An 18,952-nucleotide genomic window follows, 5' to 3' on the forward strand; every position below is an offset into this window, starting at 1 on the left:
TCGATCTCAAGAGCTGCGCAAATGCCGGATCAATCGCCCGGATGATCCCGCAAAAACACCAGATGATCAGCCTTGGACTGCTCGGCGCTGTAGTAGTACCCCTGCACATCAAACTGCTTGAGCTGCTCCGGGTCGCTGATGCGTTGCTGGATAACAAAGCGGCTCATCATACCGCGGGCTTTCTTGGCGTAGAAGCTGATGATCTTGTACTGGCCGTTCTTCAGGTCCTTGAAGTCGACGTTGATCACCCGGGCCTTCAGTGCGCTGCGTTTCACGGCACTGAAGTACTCGTTGCTGGCCAGGTTCAGCAGCACGTCATCACCTTGTTCAGCCAGGGCCTGGTTCAGCCATTCGCTGATGCGTGTGCCCCAGAAGGCATACAGGTCCTTGCCGCGGACGTTGGCCAGCTTGGTGCCCATTTCCAGGCGATAGGGCTGCATCAAATCCAGCGGGCGCAGCAGGCCGTACAGGCCCGAGAGCATGCGCAGGTGGTCTTGCGCATAGCTGAAGTCGTCTTCATCCAGGCTCTCGGCGTCGAGGCCGGTGTATACGTCACCCTTGAACGCCAGCAGCGCCTGCTTGGCATTGGCCGGGGTGAAGTCCGGGGTCCAGCTGCCGAAGCGGGCGGCATTCAGGCCGGCGAGCTTGTCGGACAGGTGCATCAGTTCGCTGATTTGTGCAGGCGACAGCTCGCGCAGTTGCTGGATCAGCTCCTGGGAGTCGTCCAGGTACTGGGGCAGGGTGAAACGCTCGGTCACCGGCTTGGTGTCGTAATCGAGGGTCTTGGCGGGGGAAATCACCGTCAGCATCGGGTCGGCTCCTGGCATCGTTGGCCGTGGATTCTACGGGGTGGGCGGTGCAAGTCCAAACTATGACGACGATAGTCACAGACCATGGGGCGGTGCAGGCGCTATAGTTCGCGTTTTGCCGTTGCGGAGCCTTACACCGTGCGCATCGTCTTTGCCTTGCTGGCCGCTCTGTTGAGCTGTGCCGTGCAAGCCGCCCCTTCACCCCAGGTCAGCCTGGACCGCAGCCTGTGGCCCGAACAGCTGGATAGCCCCGCGCTGTTCGATGTGGCCTCGCGGGCCGAGATTCTTTCGTTCGCCCAAGTGCTGCATGAGAGCGAATTGCTGGACGATGCGGCGCTGGCGGCGCGGCTGGGGTTGCGGCAGATCAATCTGCAGAAGGTGCGTCAGGTGCGGGCGCGCATGTGGCAGCGGTTATCGGAGGGTTATCAACAGGCGCAGCGCAGTTGCGTGCAGGATGCATCGTTTTGCTATCCGGTAACTTCCATGGCGGATTTACGTGCCCAGGCGGCAACGTTCGCTGCTGATGTCGGCACGTTCTATACCGGTTGGATCGAGCCGAGCCATCAGTTCCATGTGCGCTACCTGGACGAACAATTGCGCAAGGCGGCGCTGCTGCCGCAGACCAGCAGCGAGGTCGAACGGCTGTCTTCGCGCGAGCGCAATGGTGATGAGCTGAACGACCGCATGTTCCTGCTGACCTTCGTTGGCGGGCCTGGGCCGGACGACGGGAATACCGACATGCTGACGGATTACCTGCGTCGGCAGAAGCTTCAGGGCACCTTCTTCGTGCTGGGTAACCGCCTGCAACAACGCCGTGATGCGGGGGCGGCGAATGCGGTGCGCCAACTGTATCGCGGGCAGTGCGTGGGTATTCAAGGCTGGGAATACCGCTCCCATGCCCAGTGGACGGATTGGCAGGACTCGCTGCGACGTAGCCAGGCGCGGGTGCAGGCTGACCTGCCAGAACAATATGTGCCGCTGTTCCGCCCGCCTTATGGCCAACGCCGTGCCGATGGCGACGCGTTCATGGCTAGCCAACAGTTGCGGGTATCGCTGTGGGATATCGATGCCCAGGATGATGGCGTTTTGAGCGCAGAGGCCTCGGCGCAGCGGGTACTGACCCTGATGCTGTTGTGGCGCAAAGGGGTAATCCAGTTCCACGACAGCCTGCCCAAGGCCCAACCGGCGGTGGAATGGTTGCTACGCAACACCGCCCAAAGCGGGATTGGCTGGGAAGATTGCCGGGAATATGGATATAGCGAACAAGGGGTATGACTTCTGAGCGTAGTCCCGTCTGGCCTCGCCGCCAAGGCCTCTTCGTCAATCGGAAAAATAAACTTCAAAAAGACGTAAAAATGCTTTTTTCGGTCATGGCTTTTGCGGTATGAAGAAACCAGACAGCCGATTCCTGCAGCACAGGTGGCGTCATCCAGGCCCACCTAGCCAGGTTCGCTTCCCGCCCGTAACAACGCGGATACGGGGAGAGCGGTAGTCACTTTGCGGCGCAACAGACCGTGCCGTATGGCTTCGACATAAGGTGACCGAGTATGGATGACCAAGGACGCAACCCTTCCTCCAGCAAGCCAATCCTCTATGTGCTCGATACCAACGTCCTGATTCACGATCCCAACGCGTTACTGAACTTCGAGGAGCACCACGTCGCCATCCCGATGACGGTGCTGGAGGAACTCGACAAGCTCAAGACTGGCAAACAGACCATCGCCGCGGAATGCCGCCAGGCCATCCGCCTGATCGACCAGACCCTCGGTGACGCTTCGCCCAGCGATGTCGAGCAGGGCGTGCCGATCCAGCGTAACAAGAGTGGTCCCAAGGGCTTTCTGTCGATTCTGATGAGCCCGCGCAACGAACCGAGCAAGTTGCTGCCGGAAAACCTCAACGACAACATCATCATCAACACCCTGCTCGACGTACGCAGCCGGCGCACCGACCTGGACGTGGTGCTGGTCACCAAAGATATCAACATGCGCCTGAAGGCGCGCGCCTGTGGCATTGCGGCCGAGGACTACAGCACTGACCAGCTGGTCGATGACGTGTCCTTGCTGTCCAAGGGTTACCACTCGGTTACCGGCTCGTTCTGGGACCGCGTCAGCAAAGTCGACACCCGCCAGGAGCGCGGCCGCACCTGGCATCGGGTGCAGATGATCGACAATCTGCCGGCAGTGCACATCAACGAGTTCATCATCGATGAGCAGGGTTTCGTCGGCTGGATCAAGGGTATCCGCAACGACGAGCTGCTATTGCTCGACCTGCACCAGGAGCCGCTGCTGCACCAGGAAGCCTGGGGCCTGAAGCCTCGCGACATCCACCAGAGCCTGGCGCTGTTCGCCCTGCTCGACCCGGATATCCACCTGGTCAACCTGACCGGCGCCGCCGGCTCCGGCAAGACCATCCTGGCGCTGGCTGCAGCCATCGAGCAGACCATGGTCAGCAAGCGCTACCGGCGCATCATCGCCACCCGCAGCGTGCAGGGGCTGGACCAGGAAATCGGCTTCCTGCCGGGCACCGAAGCCGAGAAGATGGAGCCCTGGCTGGGTGCCATCACCGACAACCTCGAAGCCTTGCACATGGATGACGAAAGCACCCATGGCAGTGTGGAGTACATCCTCGAACGCGTGCCGTTGCAGTTCAAGTCGCTTAACTACATTCGGGGTCGCAGCTTCCAGCAGAGCCTGATCCTGATTGACGAGTGCCAGAACCTCACGCCGCACCAGATGAAAACCATCATCACCCGTGCAGGCTCGGGTTCCAAAGTGGTCTGCCTGGGCAACCTGGCGCAGATCGACACCCCCTACCTGTCCGCGACCAGCTCGGGCCTGACCTACCTCACCGAGCGCTTCAAGGACTTCCCCCATGGTGTGCACATCACCCTGCAGGGTGTGCCACGTTCGGTGCTGGCCGAGTACGCCGAGTCGCATCTGTAACCCTCACCGCCGGGCGGTTCGCCGCCCGGCCTCTTCAAGCATGAACCCTCTGCTCAAACCTGACCCACAGGTTTACACTGGCTGTTCCCTTCACAGGAGCAGAGCAGTGCTGACACATCTTGATTCTCAGGGGCGGGCCAACATGGTCGACGTCACTGAAAAGGCCGTGACCGAGCGCGAGGCCACCGCCGAGGCGCGGGTGCGTATGTTGCCGCAGACCTTGCAGATGATCGTCGACGGTGAGCACCCCAAGGGCGACGTGTTCGCCGTGGCGCGCATCGCCGGGATCCAGGCGGCGAAGAAAACCAGCGACCTCATCCCGCTGTGCCACCCACTGATGCTGACCAGCGTCAAAGTCGAACTCAGTGCCGAAGGGCAGGACGCCGTGCGTATCGTCGCCCGCTGCAAGCTCGCCGGGCAGACCGGCGTGGAGATGGAAGCGTTGACTGCTGCCAGCGTTGCCGCGCTGACGATCTACGACATGTGCAAGGCGGTGGACAAGGGCATGGTCATCGAGCAGGTGCGCCTGCTGGAAAAGCTCGGTGGCAAGAGCGGGCACTACAAGGTGGAGGCATGATGAAGGTCAAGGTGATGTACTTCGCGCGATACCGCGAGCTGCTGGGTGTTGATGCCGAGCGTGTCGAGGGTGCATTCAATGTGCTCGACGATGTGCGCAAGGCGTTGGTGGCCAAGGGCGGGAAGTATGAGCTGCTGGCTGAGCAAAACTTGATGTGTGCGCGCAACGAAGAGCTGTGCAGGCTCGATGAACCGTTGGAAGAGGGCGATGAAGTGGCGTTCTTCCCGCCGGTGACCGGAGGCTGATCATGGCGGTGCGAGTGCAGGAAGGCGCGTTCGACCCGGGGGCCGAGGTCAATGCCATGCATGCGGCCAATGTCGGCGTGGGTGCGGTGGTCGGGTTTGTCGGCTACGTGCGGGATTTCAACGACGGTCGCGAAGTGGCAGGAATGTTCCTGGAGCACTATCCGGGGATGACCGAAAAGGCCTTGGCCAAGATCGTGGTGGAGGCCGAGCAGCGCTGGCCGTTGCTCAAGGTAGAGGTGCTGCACCGCATAGGGGCGCTGGAGCCGGGCGAGCCGATTGTGTTCGTGGGGGTGGCCAGTGCCCATCGGCAGGCGGCGTTCGATGCCTGCAACTTCATCATGGACTACCTGAAGACCCGGGCGCCGTTCTGGAAGAAGGAGAATACCCAGGAAGGGCCAAGGTGGGTGGAAGGGAAGCAGAGTGACCAGGATGCGGCGGGGCGCTGGTAGGCCTTTTTTTGATGGCCGGTGCTTCGCACCGGTTCGCGGGTAAGCCCGCTCCCACAGGTACTGCACAGATTTAAAGCCCTGTGACGTACCTGTGGGAGCGGGCTTGCCCGCGAAGAATCCAGCATCGGTCAGTGATGCTTGCGCGGCACCGGCTTCAGCAGCTCATCCGGCGGCATCTCACACTTGATCTTGCGCCCCAGCAGTTCTTCGATCGCCGGCAGCTGGTAGGAGTCATCCTCCCCGGCAAAGCTGATCGACACGCCACTGGTCCCCGCACGGCCTGTGCGGCCAATGCGGTGCACGTAGTCATCCGGGTCTTCCGGCAGGGTGAAGTTGATCACGTGGCTGATGCCATCGATGTGAATACCACGCCCCGCCACATCCGTCGCCACCAGCACGGTAATGCGCCCTTCGCGGAAGCTTTCCAGGGTACGAATGCGCTTGTGCTGCGGCACGTCGCCCGACAGCTGGGCGGCATTGATGCCGTCGCGTACCAGTTTCTCCTCGATGCGCCGCACTTCGTCCTTGCGGTTGGCAAACACCATCACCCGTTCCCATTTGTTCTGGGTCACCAGGTTGTACAGCAGCTTGTACTTGTCGCTGCCAGCCACGGCATACACGTGCTGCTCGACCGTTTCGCTGGCCACGTTCTCCGGCTCGATCTCGACGATGGCCGGGTTGGTGGTCCACTGCTTGGCCAGGTTCATCACGTCGTCGGTGAAGGTGGCCGAGAACAGCAGGGTCTGGCGCTCGCTTTTCGGCGGCGTCTGGCGAATGATCTGGCGCACTTGTGGGATGAAGCCCATGTCGAGCATGCGGTCGGCTTCGTCCAGCACCATCACCTCGACCATGTCCAGGTGCACTTCGCCGCGCTGGTTGAAGTCCAGCAGGCGACCTGGGGTGGCGACCAGGATGTCGCAGTGGCGAGCTTCCAGGGCCTTGAGCTGTTTGTCGAAGTCCATGCCGCCGACGAAGCTCATCACGTTCAGGCCGGTGTACTTGGTCAGGGCGATGGCGTCCTTGGCGATTTGCACCACCAGCTCGCGGGTGGGCGCGATGATCAGCGCGCGCGGTTCACCCATGTAACGCTCTTTGGGCGGCGGCGTCTGCTGCAGCTGGGAAATGATCGAAATCAGGAACGCGGCGGTTTTGCCGGTACCGGTCTGCGCCCGGCCGATGGCGTCCTGGCCACGCAGGGTGTAACCCAGCACCTGCGCCTGGATCGGCGTGCAGTACGGGAAGCCCAGGTCGTGGATGGCGTGCATCAGCTCGTTGGACAGCTTGAAGTCGTGGAAGCGGGTTTTGCCTTCCTGTGGCTCGACCACGAAGTCTTCCGGCTTCCACAGGCTGGCCTGCGGCTTGGGCTTGCGTTCGCGACGCGGTTTTTCCTTGGCCGGGGTGTCGGCGGCTGGCGTGGCGGCGGTGGGCTGTTCGGCCTTTGGGGCAGGTTTGGCGCGTGGGGCGGCCGGTTTGGGCGCGGGCCGGGCCTCTGTGGCCGGGGCGGGCGCAGGCGGCGACACGCTGGCAGCAGGAGCGGCGGCCTGTGGCGCGGCGTCTCCCTTGCCGAATATTTTCTTGAGTGCCTTGAGCACGATCGTCTCATCAACTGGTTAAGGAATGTACGCCGGGCAGTGTAATGCAAGAACCGGGCGCGGCGTAGTGGAATAGCCCTACAACTACAGGCGGTCCTCGCTTATTGCAGTTGCTTGGCCAGCCATTCGTGGATGTCGTTCAGCTCCTCGACCACCACCTCGTGCTCCATCGGGTACTCGTGCCAGCGTGCGGCCACGCCCCAGGTGTTCAGGTACTCGAAGGCGGTGCGGCCCATGGACGGGATGACCACCGGGTCGTGCACGCCGTGCAGGCACAGGGCCGGGGTGCGTTGCTGGCACGCACTCAACTGGTGCTGGTCGTTGAAGGTGGGGGCATAGGTGGACAGGGCAATCACCCCGCCCAGTGCTTCTTGCCACTTTATATAGGCAGTGTGCAGCACCACCGCGCCACCCTGGGAGAAACCGGCCAGGAAAATACGCGACAGGTTGATGCCTTTGGCCTGCTCGGCCTTGATCAGGGCAATCACCTGTTCGGCCGATTCCTCCAGCTGCGCTTCGTCAATGGCGCGGGCCGGGGTCATGGCCTTGATGTCGTACCAGCTGGGCATGGCGTAGCCGCCATTGATGGTCACCGGGCGGGTTGGGGCCTGGGGCATGATGAAGCGGGTGGTGGCCAGGCGCTCCTGCATGAATTCGGCCACAGGTAGGAAGTCGTAACGGTCTGCACCCAGACCGTGCAACCAGATCACACAGGCATCGGCGGTTTTCTGCGGTTCGAGAATCAGCGGGTTGGTCATGACTGCTCCGAAAGTGTGCGGGTCTTGTTATGGCGTGCGTGAAAAGAAGGCACTGGAAATGATTGTCGGAAAAAGAATGTCGCAACGATACAACTTTCCCTACTTGACGAGCGCTTAAACGCTACAGCCAGAAATTTTGGTACGCGCTTTGCTATTCAACCTGTGATGCAAAGGGCAGGCCGTGACGGTAACACCCTTTGCACGCGAAGGCTGTCATAGAACAGCCCATTGCGCCAATTGACCCAATAACAAGCCAATACGGGTCGGATACGCCTCAAAAGGGTGCGGTGCAATTCCGGCTCGATACAACAAGAGCGATTTGGAGGTTGTGAATGAAGATGTTGAAAACCACCCTGGCAGTCCTGACCGCTGCCGCCGCGCTGGGCGCCGTGAGCAACGCCCAGGCTGGCGCCACCCTCGATGCGGTAAAGAAGAAGGGCTTCGTCCAGTGTGGCGTGAGCGACGGTCTTCCGGGCTTCTCGGTCCCTGATGCGCAGGGCAAGATCGTCGGTATCGACGCCGATGTGTGCCGCGCCGTGGCCGCCGCCGTGTTCGGCGACGCGACCAAGGTCAAGTTCAGCCAGCTCAACGCCAAGGAACGCTTCACCGCCCTGCAGTCGGGCGAGGTCGACGTGCTGTCGCGCAACACCACCTGGACCAGTTCGCGCGATGCCGGCATGGGCCTGGTGTTCGCCGGTGTCACCTACTATGACGGCGTAGGTTTCCTGGTCAACAAGAAGCTGGGTGTTTCCAGCGCCAAGGAGCTGGATGGTGCGACCATCTGTATCCAGGCCGGTACCACCACCGAGCTGAACGTGTCGGACTTCTTCCGCGCCAATAACCTCAAGTACACGCCGATCACCTTCGACACCTCGGACGAAAGCGCCAAGTCGCTGGAATCGGGCCGTTGCGACGTGCTGACCTCGGACAAGTCGCAGCTGTTCGCCCAGCGCTCCAAGCTGGCCGCGCCGACCGAGTACGTGGTGCTGCCGGAGACCATCTCCAAGGAGCCACTGGGCCCGGTGGTGCGTAAAGGCGACGAGGAGTGGTTCAGCATCGTCAAATGGACTCTGTTCGCCATGCTCAACGCCGAAGAGGCGGGCATCACCTCGAAGAATGTCGAGGCCGAAGCCAAGGCCACCAAAAACCCGGACGTCGCCCGCCTGCTGGGCGCGGACGGTGAGTACGGCAAGGACCTCAAGCTGCCCAAAGACTGGGTAGTGCAAATCGTGAAGCAAGTCGGCAACTACGGCGAAGTGTTCGAGAAGAACCTGGGCCAGAGCACCGACCTGAAGATCGACCGTGGCATGAACGCCCTGTGGAACAACGGCGGCATCCAGTACGCGCCACCTGTGCGCTGATGGCTGCACCCTGCGGCGGCATCCCGCCGCCGCAGGCTGTTCGAATCCCTACTGTCCGGGGCACTTCATGCAAAATCAAATCGGCGCACCCAAGGGCTTGTCCCTTAACGATCCGCGTGTGCGCGCGTGGCTGTTCCAGATCCTCACGATCGTTCTCGTGGTCGGCCTGGGCTGGTACCTGTTCCACAACACGCAAACCAACCTGCAACACCGGGGGATTACCTCGGGCTTCGACTTTCTCGACCGCAGTGCCGGCTTCGGCATCGCCCAGCACCTGATCCCGTATGTCGAATCCGACAGCTATGCGCGGGTGTTCGTCATCGGCCTGCTCAATACCCTGCTGGTGACCTTCATCGGTGTCATTCTGGCGACGATCCTGGGGTTCATCATCGGTGTGGCGCGGTTGTCGCCTAACTGGATGATCAACAAGCTGGCGACCGTGTATGTCGAAACCTTCCGCAACATCCCGCCGTTGTTGCAGATCCTGTTCTGGTACTTCGCCGTGTTTCTGACCCTGCCGGGACCGCGGGGCAGCATCAACATCGACGACACCTTCTTTATCAGCAACCGTGGCCTGAACATGCCCGGCGCTTCGATGGCCGACGGCTTCTGGCCGTTCGTTGTTGCCTTGGCCGTGGCGGTGGTGGCGATCGTGGCGATGGTGCGTTACGCCAACAAGCGCTTCGACGAGACCGGCGTGCCGTTTCACAAGTTCTGGGTGGGGCTGGCGTTGTTCGTCGCCATTCCGGGTTTGAGCGTGCTGCTGTTCGGTAGCCCGGTGACCTGGGAAGTGCCGCAACTGAAAGGCTTCAACTTCGTCGGTGGCTGGGTATTGATCCCCGAGCTGCTGGCGCTGACCCTGGCCCTGACGATCTATACGGCCGCCTTCATTGCCGAAATCGTGCGTTCAGGCATCCGTTCGGTCAGCCACGGCCAGACCGAAGCCGCACGCTCGCTGGGCCTGCGCGAGGGGCCGACCCTGCGCAAGGTGATCATCCCCCAGGCACTGCGGGTGATCATTCCGCCGCTGACCAGCCAATACCTGAACCTGGCGAAAAACTCGTCGCTGGCGGCCGGTATCGGCTATCCAGAGATGGTCTCGCTGTTTGCCGGTACCGTGCTCAACCAGACCGGCCAGGCCATCGAGGTGATTGCGATCACCATGAGTGTCTATCTCGCCATCAGCATCAGCATTTCGCTGCTGATGAACTGGTACAACAAGCGCATTGCGCTGATCGAGCGGTGAGGATACGCCTGTGAATGCCCATGTTTTCAAACCCGACATGCCGCCACCGGTGAAAACCGTCGGCGTGCTCGCATGGATGCGTGCCAATCTGTTTTCCAGCTGGCTCAACACGCTGCTGACCCTGTTTGCCATCTACCTGGTGTGGTTGATCGTGCCGCCGCTCATCCAGTGGGCGTTGATCGACGCCAACTGGGTCGGCACCACCCGCGCCGACTGCACCAAGGAAGGCGCCTGCTGGGTGTTCGTGCAGCAGCGCTTCGGCCAGTTCATGTACGGCTATTACCCGTTGGAGTTGCGCTGGCGCGTGGACCTGACCGTGTGGCTTGCCGTGCTCGGCGCTGCGCCGCTGTTCATCAAGCGTTTCCCGCGCAAGGCCTTCTATGGCCTGGGGTTCCTGGTGCTGTACCCGATCCTGGCCTACACCCTGCTGCATGGCGGCCTGCTTGGCCTGGAAACCGTGGCCACCAGCCAGTGGGGTGGGCTGATGCTGACCCTGGTGATCGCCACCGTGGGTATCGTTGGCGCCTTGCCGCTGGGGATCCTGCTGGCCCTGGGGCGGCGTTCGCGCATGCCGGCCGTTAAGGTGGTGTGCGTGACTTTCATCGAGTTCTGGCGCGGCGTGCCGTTGATCACCGTGCTGTTCATGTCGTCGGTGATGCTGCCGTTGTTCCTGCCTGAAGGCATGAGCTTCGACAAGCTGCTGCGGGCGATGATCGGCGTGATCCTGTTCCAGTCGGCGTACATCGCCGAAGTGGTACGCGGGGGCCTGCAAGCCATTCCCAAGGGCCAGTACGAAGCCGCTGCGGCCATGGGCCTGGGCTACTGGCGCGCGATGGGCCTGGTGATTCTGCCGCAGGCGCTCAAGCTGGTTATTCCCGGCATCGTCAATACCTTCATTGCCCTGTTCAAGGACACAAGCCTGGTGATCATCATCGGCCTGTTCGACCTGCTGAACAGCGTCAAGCAAGCCGCCGCCGACCCGGCCTGGCTGGGCATGGCCACCGAGGGCTATGTGTTCGCCGCCCTGGTGTTCTGGATTTTCTGTTTCGGTATGTCCCGCTACTCCATGCACCTGGAGCGCAAGCTGGACACTGGCCACAAGCGTTAGGAGTTTCGAAATGAGTGAAGCGATCAAGCAGCCTGCCGGCCCCGAAGGCATCATCCAGATGCAGGGTGTGAACAAGTGGTATGGCCAGTTCCATGTGCTCAAGGACATCAACCTGAACGTGCGCCAGGGCGAGCGAATCGTACTGTGCGGGCCGTCCGGTTCGGGCAAGTCCACCACCATCCGTTGCCTCAACCGCCTGGAAGAACACCAGCAGGGGCGCATCGTGGTGGATGGTGTGGAGCTGACCAACGACCTCAAGCAGATCGAGGCCATCCGCCGCGAGGTGGGCATGGTGTTCCAGCACTTCAACCTGTTCCCACACCTGAGCATTCTGGAAAACTGCACCCTGGCACCGATGTGGGTGCGCAAGATGCCCCGGCGCAAGGCCGAAGAAATTGCCATGCATTATCTGGAGCGCGTGCGTATTCCGGAGCAGGCGCACAAGTACCCGGGGCAGTTGTCCGGTGGCCAGCAGCAGCGTGTGGCGATTGCCCGTGCACTGTGCATGAAGCCGAAGATCATGCTGTTCGACGAACCGACCTCGGCGCTGGACCCGGAAATGGTCAAGGAAGTGCTCGATACCATGGTGGGCTTGGCCGAGGATGGCATGACCATGCTCTGTGTAACCCACGAAATGGGCTTCGCCCGCACCGTGGCGAACCGGGTGATCTTCATGGACAAGGGGGAGATCGTGGAGCAGGCGGCGCCGGATGACTTCTTCGACCGGCCGCGCAGTGACCGGACCAAGTTGTTCCTCAGCCAGATCCTGCACTGATGCAAATGGGGCCGCTAAGCGGCCCCATTTTTTACTTCTCTTCTTGTGTGGCTGCTGGAGCAGGTGGTGGCCGCAGCCCCACCTCGGCAATCAGCTTCAACTGCTGCCCGTTGCGCATCACCTCGATGGTGATCTTCTCGTTGGGCTTGATCCGTGCCACCTGGTTCATCGACTTGCGCCCGTCACCGGCCGGTTCCCCGTTGATGCTCAGAATCACGTCACCCAGTTGCAGCCCGGCCTTGGCCGCCGGCCCTTCGCGGAAGATGCCCGCCACCACGATACCCGGGCGGTCCTTCATGCCGAACGACTCGGCCAGCTCCTGGCTCAGCGGCTGCACTTCGATGCCCAGCCAGCCACGGATCACCTGGCCATGCTCGACGATCGACTTCATCACCTCCAGCGCCAGTTTCACCGGAATGGCGAAGCCGATGCCCTGCGAACCGCCCGACTTGGAGAAGATCGCGGTATTGATACCGACCAGGTTGCCATTGGCATCGACCAAGGCGCCGCCCGAGTTACCCGGGTTGATGGCGGCGTCGGTCTGGATGAAGTCTTCGTAGTTGTTCAGGCCCAGCTGGTTACGGCCGGTGGCGCTGATGATACCCATGGTGACGGTCTGGCCGACGCCGAACGGGTTGCCGATGGCCAGCGACACGTCGCCGATGTGAATGGTGTCGGAACGGCCGATGGTGATCGCCGGCAGGTTCTTCAGGTCGATCTTCAGCACTGCCAAGTCGGTTTCCGGGTCGCTGCCGATCACCCGGGCCAGGGTTTCGCGGCCATCCTTCAACGCCACGACGATCTGGTCGGCCCCGCTGGTGACATGGTTATTGGTCAGCAGGTAGCCCTCGGGGCTCATGATCACTGCCGAGCCCAGGCTCGACTCCCAGCGGCGCTGCTTGGGCAGGTTGTCGCCGAAGAAGCGGCGGAACTGTGGGTCTTCGAACAATGGGTGGGCGCTTTTGTTCACCACTTTGGTGGTGTACAGGTTGACCACCGCAGGCGCGGCCAGCGTCACCGCGTCGGCGTAAGACACCGGGCCCTGCATGATGCGGGTGGTTTGTGGCGCCTGTTGCAGGTTGACGTCCTGGCTGGGCAGGCCGACCCATTCCGGGAAGCGCTGGATGATCAGCATGGCGATCAGCACGCCGGTGAGCAGGGGCCAGCCAAAGTAACGAAACGCCTTGAACATGAACGAATCCTGGAAAGAGCAGGGGCCATTGGCCGCGCAGTGGGGCATGAGCGCGCGCGATCATACACCGGTTCCCCCAGTGCCGGCGACGGCCCATAATGGCCGGCATTATACGGGCGTTGCGCCCGAGAAAAGCGCAGTTTTCGAGGAGATTTTCATGGCCGTCGCTCTCAACACCCTGGTCGAGGAAGCCGAACGCTACCTGGGCAGCGCGAAGATCCAGGATTATTGCCCCAATGGCCTGCAGGTCGAAGGCCGGCCGCAGGTCAGCCGCATCGTCAGCGGTGTTACCGCCAGCCAGGCGTTGCTGGATGCCGCAGTCGAGGCCGAGGCCGACCTGGTACTGGTGCACCATGGTTACTTCTGGAAGGGTGAGAACCCGTGCATCACAGGCATTCGTCAGCGTCGGCTGAAGACCCTGCTGAACAACGATATCAGCCTGCTGGCGTTTCACCTGCCGCTGGATGTGCACCCGGACGTGGGCAACAACGTGCAGCTGGCACGGCAACTGGACATCACCGTCGAAGGGCCGCTGGACCCGGAAAGCCCCAAGGTGGTGGGACTGGTCGGCTCGCTGGTCGAACCGATGACGGCCCGCGACTTTGCCCGGCGCGTGCAGGAAGTGCTGGGACGTGAGCCGTTGCTGGTGGAGGGAGACGAGATGATCCGCCGGGTCGGCTGGTGCACCGGTGGCGGGCAGGGTTACATCGATACGGCGATTGCGGCCGGAGTGGACTTGTACCTTACCGGAGAGGCATCCGAGCAGACCTACCACAGTGCACGGGAGAATGGCGTCAGCTTCATCGCGGCCGGGCACCATGCCACCGAGCGATATGGGGTGCAGGCGTTGGGTGATTACCTGGCGCGGCGGTTTGCCGTGGAGCATCTGTTTATCGATTGCCCGAACCCCATCTGAGATCGGCGTCGCCTGTTTCGCGGGCATGCCCGCGAAGGGCCGCAGGGCGGCCCCGTTTCAGCCCAAACCCCCAGTCATATCGTTAGACCTTTTCGATCTAGCCCGCCTCCTAAATAGAAGCACCCGCTGTGATAAAGTGGCTCGCTCGAACACGGCCCGCAGGCCGTCCATAAGATCGTTTTTCGTGAGTAGCCATGGTCGACAAACTGACGCACTTGAAACAGCTGGAGGCGGAGAGCATCCACATTATCCGCGAGGTGGCCGCCGAGTTCGATAACCCGGTGATGCTGTACTCGATCGGCAAGGATTCCGCCGTGATGCTGCACCTGGCGCGCAAGGCCTTCTTCCCGGGTAAGCTGCCGTTCCCGGTGATGCACGTCGACACCCAGTGGAAATTCCAGGAGATGTACAGCTTCCGCGACAAGATGGTCGAGGAAATGGGCCTGGAACTGATCACCCACGTCAACCCCGAGGGTGTGGCGCAGGGCATCAACCCGTTCACCCATGGCAGCTCCAAGCACACCGACATCATGAAAACCCAGGGCCTGAAGCAGGCACTGGACAAGCATGGTTTCGATGCCGCCTTCGGTGGCGCGCGCCGCGACGAAGAGAAGTCGCGGGCCAAGGAGCGTGTGTATTCGTTCCGGGACAGCAAGCACCGCTGGGACCCGAAAAACCAGCGCCCCGAGCTGTGGAACGTCTACAACGGCAAGGTCAACAAGGGCGAGTCGATCCGCGTCTTCCCGCTGTCGAACTGGACCGAGCTGGACATCTGGCAGTACATCTACCTCGAAGGCATCCCGATCGTGCCGCTGTACTTCGCCGCTGAGCGCGAAGTGATCGAGAAGAACGGCACCCTGATCATGATCGACGACGAGCGCATCCTCGAGCATCTCACCGATGAAGAGAAAGCGCGCATCGTCAAGAAGAAGGTGCGTTTCCGTACCCTCGGTTGCTACCCGTTGACGGGGGCTGTCGAGTCGGAAGCCGAAACGCTCACCGACATCATTCAGGAAATGCTCCTGACGCGCACTTCCGAGCGCCAGGGCCGAGTCATCGACCACGATGGCGCCGGTTCCATGGAAGACAAAAAACGTCAGGGCTACTTCTAATTTTCAGGGTTACTCCATGTCGCACCAATCCGATTTGATCAGCGAAGATATCCTCGCTTATCTGGCTCAGCACGAGCGCAAAGAACTGCTGCGTTTCCTCACCTGCGGTAACGTGGATGACGGCAAGAGCACCCTGATCGGGCGCCTGCTGCACGACTCGAAGATGATCTACGAGGACCACCTCGAAGCCATCACCCGTGATTCGAAGAAAGTCGGCACCACCGGCGAAGAAGTCGACCTGGCACTGCTGGTAGATGGCCTGCAGGCCGAGCGCGAGCAGGGCATCACCATCGATGTCGCCTACCGCTACTTCTCCACCGCCAAGCGCAAGTTCATCATTGCCGACACCCCGGGCCACGAGCAGTACACCCGCAACATGGCCACCGGTGCGTCCACCTGCGACCTGGCGATCATCCTGGTCGATGCCCGCTACGGCGTGCAGACCCAGACCCGCCGCCACAGCTACATCGCTTCGTTGCTGGGCATCAAGCACATCGTGGTCGCGGTCAACAAGATGGACCTCAAAGGCTTCGATCAGGACGTCTTCGAGTCGATCAAGGCGGATTACCTGAAGTTTGCCGACGCCATCAACCTGACCCCAAGCAGCCTGCACTTCGTGCCGATGTCGGCGCTCAAGGGCGATAACGTGGTCAACCACAGCGAGCGTTCGCCGTGGTACGCCGGCCCGACGCTGATGGAAATCCTCGAAACCGTCGAAGTGTCGGCCGACCGCAACTTCACCGACCTGCGCTTCCCGGTGCAGTACGTGAACCGCCCGAACCTGAACTTCCGCGGCTTCGCCGGCACCATCGCCAGCGGCGTGGTACACAAGGGCGACGAAATCGTCGTGCTGCCGTCGGGCAAGAGCAGCCGCGTCAAGTCCATCGTCACCTATGAGGGTGAACTGGAAAACGCAGGCCCAGGCCAGGCCGTGACCCTGACCATGGAAGACGAGATCGACATCTCCCGTGGTGACCTGCTGGTACACGCCGACAACGTACCGCCGGTGACCGACCAGTTCGACGCCATGCTGGTGTGGATGGCCGAAGAGCCGATGCTGCCGGGCAAGAAGTACGACATCAAGCGCGCCACCAGCTACGTGCCGGGCTCGGTTGCCAGCATCACCCACAAGGTTGACGTGAATACCTTGGAGCAGGGCGCTGCCAGCGCACTGCAACTGAACGAGATCGGCCGCGTGAAGGTTGCCCTGGACGCTTCGATCGCGCTGGACGGTTACGACAGCAACCGCACCACCGGTGCGTTCATCGTCATCGACCGCCTGACCAACGGCACCGTCGGCGCCGGCATGATCATCGCCCCGCCAGTACTGCCGCACGGCAGCACCGGCCAGCATGGCAAGCAGGCTCACGTGTCCACCGAGGAGCGTGCACTGCGCTTTGGTCAGCAGCCAGCCACCGTGCTGTTCAGCGGCCTGTCCGGCGCTGGCAAGAGCACCCTGGCGTATGCCGTGGAGCGCAAGCTGTTCGATATGGGCCGTGCGGTGTACGTGCTCGACGGCCAGAACCTGCGCCACGACCTGAACAAGGGCCTGCCACAGGACCGTGCCGGGCGCACCGAGAACTGGCGCCGCGCCGCCCATGTGGCGCGCCAGTTCAACGAAGCCGGCTTGCTGACCCTGGCTGCGTTCGTGGCCCCGGATGCCGAAGGCCGCGAGCAGGCCAAGGCGCTGATCGGCAAAGACCGACTGGTGACTGTGTACGTTCAGGCATCGCCGCTGGCCTGCCGTGAGCGTGACCCACAAGGCCTGTACGCTGCCGGTGGCGACAACATCCCGGGCGAAAGCTTCCCGTTCGATGTGCCGCTGGATGCGGATCTGGTGATCGACACCCAGTCCACCAGCGTGGATGAAGGCGTGAAGCTGGTGCTGGACGTGCTGCGCCAGCGTGGCGCGATCTAAGCGCTGGCCTGCAATTAAAAACCCGCTTCGGCGGGTTTTTTTATTGTCTGGTTCCGGCTCCCACAGGTTCTCTGCTTGATCATTAACCAATGTTCAGATGTAGGAGCCACTTAGATGTGTTTCTCCGACACAGGTATCACCCGTCTTTCCTTCACCGCCTTGTAGGAAAAACTCGAATAGATCTCCTTCACCCCCGGCAACCGCTGCAGCACTTCCCGAGTGAATTCCCCGAACGACTCCAGGTCCCTTGCCAGGATCTCCAGCAAAAAGTCATAGCGCCCGGAGATGTTATGGCAGGCCACGATCTCAGGGATTTCCATCAGCCGCTGCTCGAACGCCAGTGCCATGTCCTTGGTGTGCGAGTCCATCATGATGCTGACGAACGCGGTCACGCCAAACCCTAGCGACTTGGGCGAGAGAATGGCCTGGTAGCCAGTGATGTAGCCGTTGTCTTCCAGCAGCTTGACCCGTCGCCAGCAGGGTGAGGTGGTGAGCGCCACCTGGTCGGCGAGTTCGGCGACGGTAAGGCGGGCGTTGTCTTGCAGGGCCGCGAGCAGGGCGCGGTCGGTGCGGTCGAGGCTTGAAGGCATGTTTTGCCCTCCTGGTCCGTTGATTATTGTTTTTGTTCCAACAAGCACGCAGATGGGTGGGCTATTTTGGAAAAAATCGGGCAGCTCGGTGGCATAAGCTTATAACAAACCACAAGAGGCTGTTGCCATGCGCGACTCCCATAACAACACCGGTTTTTCCACGCGGGCCATTCACCATGGCTACGACCCGCTTTCCCACGGTGGCGCGCTGGTGCCGCCGGTGTACCAGACCGCCACCTATGCCTTCCCCACTGTTGAATACGGCGCTGCGTGCTTTGCTGGGGAGGAGGCGGGGCATTTCTACAGCCGCATCTCCAACCCCACCCTGGCACTGCTGGAACAACGCATGGCTTCACTGGAGGGCGGTGAGGCGGGGTTGGCGTTGGCGTCGGGTATGGGCGCTATTACCTCGACCATCTGGACCCTGTTGCGGCCGGGTGATGAACTGATTGTCGGGCGCACCTTGTATGGCTGCACCTTCGCTTTTCTGCACCACGGTATTGGTGAGTTCGGGGTGAAGGTCCGCCATGTCGACCTGAACGATGCCAAGGCATTGAAAGCGGCGATCAACAGTAAAACACGGATGATCTACTTTGAAACGCCGGCTAACCCCAACATGCAACTGGTGGACATCGCGGCGGTTGCCCAGGCCGTGCAGGGGCATGATGTGCATGTCGTGGTGGATAACACCTACTGCACGCCTTACTTGCAGCGGCCACTTGAGCTGGGGGCGGACCTGGTGGTGCATTCGGCAACCAAGTACCTCAGTGGCCATGGCGACATCACCGCCGGCCTGGTAGTGGGGCGCAAGGCGCTGGTCGACCGTATTCGCCTGGAAGGGCTGAAAGACATGACCGGGGCGGTAATGTCGCCACATGATGCGGCGTTGCTGATGCGCGGGATCAAGACCCTGGCTCTGCGCATGGACCGGCATTGCAGCAATGCCCGGCAGGTGGCCGAGTTTCTGGCCCGGCAGCCGCAGGTGGAGCTGATTCATTACCCCGGTTTGCCGTCGTTCGCCCAGTACGAACTGGCGCAACGGCAGATGCGTTTGCCGGGCGGCATGATCGCTTTCGAGCTCAAGGGCGGTATCGAGGCGGGGCGGCGCTTCATGAATGCGCTACAGCTGTTTGCTCGGGCGGTGAGCCTGGGGGATGCCGAGTCGTTGGCACAGCACCCGGCGAGCATGACGCACTCCAGTTACACGCCGCAAGAGCGGGCACATCACGGGATATCGGAGGGGCTGGTGAGGTTGTCGGTGGGTCTGGAGGATGTGGAGGATCTATTGGCGGATGTCGAGCAGGCATTGCAGGCTTGCAAATAGGTAAACCGAAAAAGGCCTCTTGCGAGGCCTTTTTCATG

General features: G+C 61.6%; 18 protein-coding genes. 13 read left to right on the plus strand and 5 right to left on the minus strand.

The window, feature by feature from the left end; translation table 11 throughout:
- Positions 1 to 29 precede the first annotated feature (29 nt).
- Positions 30 to 809 carry a peroxide stress protein YaaA gene (gene yaaA, locus APH36_RS18555; RefSeq protein ID WP_060499773.1) on the minus strand — a complete coding sequence of 260 codons (780 nt, stop codon included), beginning with the start codon at positions 807 to 809 and terminating at the stop codon, positions 30 to 32.
- A 138-nt stretch (positions 810 to 947) separates the two neighbouring features.
- On the opposite strand from yaaA, the gene APH36_RS18560 reads away from it, so the two are divergent.
- The 5 genes from APH36_RS18560 to moaE all read left to right on the plus strand — a co-directional run bounded on the left by APH36_RS18560 (position 948) and on the right by moaE (position 5,022).
- Positions 948 to 2,084, plus strand: coding sequence for a polysaccharide deacetylase family protein (locus APH36_RS18560; protein ID WP_060499774.1), 1,137 nt, complete (start codon positions 948 to 950; stop codon positions 2,082 to 2,084).
- 272 nt (positions 2,085 to 2,356) lie between these two features.
- Positions 2,357 to 3,751, plus strand: a complete 1,395-nt coding sequence (locus APH36_RS18565) for a PhoH family protein (protein ID WP_012274097.1) — start codon at positions 2,357 to 2,359, stop codon at positions 3,749 to 3,751.
- 106 nt (positions 3,752 to 3,857) lie between these two features.
- Positions 3,858 to 4,328 (plus strand): cyclic pyranopterin monophosphate synthase MoaC, encoded by a 471-nt coding sequence (gene moaC, locus APH36_RS18570; RefSeq protein WP_003251775.1) that lies wholly within the window; start codon positions 3,858 to 3,860, stop codon positions 4,326 to 4,328.
- Positions 4,328 to 4,573 carry a molybdopterin converting factor subunit 1 gene (moaD, locus tag APH36_RS18575; protein ID WP_060499775.1) on the plus strand — a complete coding sequence of 82 codons (246 nt, stop codon included), beginning with the start codon at positions 4,328 to 4,330 and terminating at the stop codon, positions 4,571 to 4,573. The genes moaC and moaD overlap by 1 nt, the downstream gene beginning before the upstream one ends.
- Before the next feature lie 2 nt (positions 4,574 to 4,575).
- Entirely contained in the window at positions 4,576 to 5,022 is a 447-nt protein-coding gene (moaE, locus tag APH36_RS18580) for a molybdopterin synthase catalytic subunit MoaE (protein ID WP_060499776.1), read from the plus strand.
- A gap of 128 nt (positions 5,023 to 5,150) precedes the next feature.
- On the opposite strand, the gene rhlB is transcribed toward moaE, so the two are convergent.
- On the minus strand, positions 5,151 to 6,614 hold the full coding sequence (rhlB, locus tag APH36_RS18585; protein WP_060499777.1) for an ATP-dependent RNA helicase RhlB: 1,464 nt from the start codon (positions 6,612 to 6,614) through the stop codon (positions 5,151 to 5,153).
- 101 nt (positions 6,615 to 6,715) lie between these two features.
- Positions 6,716 to 7,372: an alpha/beta hydrolase gene (locus tag APH36_RS18590; protein ID WP_060499778.1), complete on the minus strand. Its 657-nt coding sequence runs from the start codon at positions 7,370 to 7,372 to the stop codon at positions 6,716 to 6,718.
- 332 nt (positions 7,373 to 7,704) lie between these two features.
- On the opposite strand from APH36_RS18590, the gene APH36_RS18595 reads away from it, so the two are divergent.
- The 4 genes from APH36_RS18595 (at position 7,705) to APH36_RS18610 (ending at position 11,862) form a co-directional block, all read left to right on the plus strand.
- Positions 7,705 to 8,733, plus strand: a complete 1,029-nt coding sequence (locus APH36_RS18595) for an amino acid ABC transporter substrate-binding protein (protein ID WP_016713531.1) — start codon at positions 7,705 to 7,707, stop codon at positions 8,731 to 8,733.
- 67 nt (positions 8,734 to 8,800) lie between these two features.
- Positions 8,801 to 9,979: an amino acid ABC transporter permease gene (locus APH36_RS18600; protein ID WP_060499779.1), complete on the plus strand. Its 1,179-nt coding sequence runs from the start codon at positions 8,801 to 8,803 to the stop codon at positions 9,977 to 9,979.
- Between the two features lie 10 nt (positions 9,980 to 9,989).
- Positions 9,990 to 11,087 (plus strand): amino acid ABC transporter permease, encoded by a 1,098-nt coding sequence (locus APH36_RS18605; protein ID WP_060499780.1) that lies wholly within the window; start codon positions 9,990 to 9,992, stop codon positions 11,085 to 11,087.
- A gap of 10 nt (positions 11,088 to 11,097) precedes the next feature.
- Complete coding sequence (locus APH36_RS18610) at positions 11,098 to 11,862, plus strand: amino acid ABC transporter ATP-binding protein (RefSeq protein WP_003251792.1); 765 nt, start codon at positions 11,098 to 11,100, stop codon at positions 11,860 to 11,862.
- Between the two features lie 31 nt (positions 11,863 to 11,893).
- On the opposite strand, the gene algW is transcribed toward APH36_RS18610, so the two are convergent.
- A complete protein-coding gene (gene algW / locus APH36_RS18615; protein ID WP_019098030.1) occupies positions 11,894 to 13,054 on the minus strand; it encodes a Do family serine endopeptidase AlgW in 1,161 nt (386 codons plus the stop codon).
- A gap of 157 nt (positions 13,055 to 13,211) precedes the next feature.
- Between algW and APH36_RS18620 the strand changes: the two genes are divergently transcribed.
- The 3 genes from APH36_RS18620 to cysN all read left to right on the plus strand — a co-directional run bounded on the left by APH36_RS18620 (position 13,212) and on the right by cysN (position 17,000).
- Positions 13,212 to 13,970: a Nif3-like dinuclear metal center hexameric protein gene (locus tag APH36_RS18620; protein ID WP_060499781.1), complete on the plus strand. Its 759-nt coding sequence runs from the start codon at positions 13,212 to 13,214 to the stop codon at positions 13,968 to 13,970.
- 194 nt (positions 13,971 to 14,164) lie between these two features.
- Entirely contained in the window at positions 14,165 to 15,082 is a 918-nt protein-coding gene (gene cysD, locus APH36_RS18625) for a sulfate adenylyltransferase subunit CysD (protein WP_013974136.1), read from the plus strand.
- A 16-nt stretch (positions 15,083 to 15,098) separates the two neighbouring features.
- The gene (gene cysN / locus APH36_RS18630) at positions 15,099 to 17,000 is read left to right on the plus strand and encodes a sulfate adenylyltransferase subunit CysN (RefSeq protein ID WP_060499782.1); all 1,902 of its coding nucleotides are present in this window, start codon (positions 15,099 to 15,101) and stop codon (positions 16,998 to 17,000) included.
- 110 nt (positions 17,001 to 17,110) lie between these two features.
- Here the strand turns inward: cysN and APH36_RS18635 are convergent, their stop codons facing one another.
- A complete protein-coding gene (locus tag APH36_RS18635) occupies positions 17,111 to 17,590 on the minus strand; it encodes an Lrp/AsnC family transcriptional regulator (protein ID WP_016498026.1) in 480 nt (159 codons plus the stop codon).
- A 127-nt stretch (positions 17,591 to 17,717) separates the two neighbouring features.
- Between APH36_RS18635 and APH36_RS18640 the strand changes: the two genes are divergently transcribed.
- The gene (locus APH36_RS18640; RefSeq protein WP_060499783.1) at positions 17,718 to 18,914 is read left to right on the plus strand and encodes a methionine gamma-lyase; all 1,197 of its coding nucleotides are present in this window, start codon (positions 17,718 to 17,720) and stop codon (positions 18,912 to 18,914) included.
- Positions 18,915 to 18,952: the final 38 nt, after the last annotated feature.

Source organism: Pseudomonas sp. NBRC 111133, from assembly GCF_001320605.1.
GTDB classification, from domain to species: Bacteria; Pseudomonadota; Gammaproteobacteria; order Pseudomonadales; family Pseudomonadaceae; genus Aquipseudomonas; species Aquipseudomonas monteilii.

What these genes read in the sequence shown, in the direction of transcription:
- APH36_RS18590 (WP_060499778.1), bottom strand. Translation starts at nt 7,372, where the DNA reads ATGACCAACCCGCTGATTCTCGAACCGCAGAAAACCGCCGATGCCTGT.
- APH36_RS18620 (WP_060499781.1), top strand. Translation starts at nt 13,212, where the DNA reads ATGGCCGTCGCTCTCAACACCCTGGTCGAGGAAGCCGAACGCTACCTG.
- cysD (WP_013974136.1), top strand. Translation starts at nt 14,165, where the DNA reads ATGGTCGACAAACTGACGCACTTGAAACAGCTGGAGGCGGAGAGCATC.
- APH36_RS18565 (WP_012274097.1), top strand. Translation starts at nt 2,357, where the DNA reads ATGGATGACCAAGGACGCAACCCTTCCTCCAGCAAGCCAATCCTCTAT.
- APH36_RS18600 (WP_060499779.1), top strand. Translation starts at nt 8,801, where the DNA reads ATGCAAAATCAAATCGGCGCACCCAAGGGCTTGTCCCTTAACGATCCG.
- cysN (WP_060499782.1), top strand. Translation starts at nt 15,099, where the DNA reads ATGTCGCACCAATCCGATTTGATCAGCGAAGATATCCTCGCTTATCTG.
- yaaA (WP_060499773.1), bottom strand. Translation starts at nt 809, where the DNA reads ATGCTGACGGTGATTTCCCCCGCCAAGACCCTCGATTACGACACCAAG.
- APH36_RS18595 (WP_016713531.1), top strand. Translation starts at nt 7,705, where the DNA reads ATGAAGATGTTGAAAACCACCCTGGCAGTCCTGACCGCTGCCGCCGCG.
- APH36_RS18610 (WP_003251792.1), top strand. Translation starts at nt 11,098, where the DNA reads ATGAGTGAAGCGATCAAGCAGCCTGCCGGCCCCGAAGGCATCATCCAG.
- APH36_RS18640 (WP_060499783.1), top strand. Translation starts at nt 17,718, where the DNA reads ATGCGCGACTCCCATAACAACACCGGTTTTTCCACGCGGGCCATTCAC.
- APH36_RS18635 (WP_016498026.1), bottom strand. Translation starts at nt 17,590, where the DNA reads ATGCCTTCAAGCCTCGACCGCACCGACCGCGCCCTGCTCGCGGCCCTG.
- moaD (WP_060499775.1), top strand. Translation starts at nt 4,328, where the DNA reads ATGAAGGTCAAGGTGATGTACTTCGCGCGATACCGCGAGCTGCTGGGT.
- moaE (WP_060499776.1), top strand. Translation starts at nt 4,576, where the DNA reads ATGGCGGTGCGAGTGCAGGAAGGCGCGTTCGACCCGGGGGCCGAGGTC.
- algW (WP_019098030.1), bottom strand. Translation starts at nt 13,054, where the DNA reads ATGTTCAAGGCGTTTCGTTACTTTGGCTGGCCCCTGCTCACCGGCGTG.